The organism is Tatumella ptyseos ATCC 33301 (assembly GCF_000735525.1).
Taxonomy (GTDB): domain Bacteria; phylum Pseudomonadota; class Gammaproteobacteria; order Enterobacterales; family Enterobacteriaceae; genus Tatumella; species Tatumella ptyseos.
This window is the reverse complement of sequence record NZ_JMPR01000064.1, coordinates 1-488: the sequence shown is the minus strand read 5'-3', so window position 1 is coordinate 488 and position 488 is coordinate 1. Positions and strand designations below refer to the sequence as shown.

Annotated in this window: 2 protein-coding genes; both read left to right on the top strand. The window is 44.9% G+C overall.

The window, feature by feature from the left end; all coding sequences use genetic code 11:
• Nucleotides 1–191, top strand: a 191-nt coding sequence (locus GTPT_RS17735; protein ID WP_211255099.1) for a hypothetical protein, incomplete at its 5' end; no start/stop codon positions are given.
• Nucleotides 148–488: IS200/IS605 family transposase (tnpA, locus tag GTPT_RS16585; RefSeq protein ID WP_156097545.1), on the top strand; the 341-nt coding region annotated here is incomplete at its 3' end. The genes GTPT_RS17735 and tnpA, both read left to right, overlap by 44 nt.

Below are 488 nucleotides of genomic sequence, written 5' to 3'. Positions count from 1 at the left end.
TTTTGTATCCAGAAAACCCCCAGCTAGGCTGGGGGTTCCGTAAAGCTTTCAGCTTTGGGCCGTATATAAAAACCCCTTTTGATTTGTTAAAACACCTTGCGGTCTGGCAACTGCAAAGGTTCAACAGGAAATCAAAAGGGGGTCCCAATGAGGGACGAAAAGAGCTTAGCGCATACCCGATGGAACTGTAAATATCACATAGTTTTCGCACCTAAGTACCGAAGGCAGGTCTTTTATGGAGAGCGGCGAAGGGCAATAGGGAGCATTTTAAGAAAGCTGTGTGAATGGAAAAATGTGAATATCCTGGAAGCGGAATGTTGTGCTGATCATATTCATATGCTTTTGGAGATCCCGCCGAAGATGAGTGTATCGGGCTTTATGGGGTATCTGAAGGGCAAAAGCAGTCTGATGCTGTATGAACAGTTCGGGGATTTGAAATTTAAGTATAGAAACAGGGAGTTCTGGTGCCGTGGATACTATGTAGACAC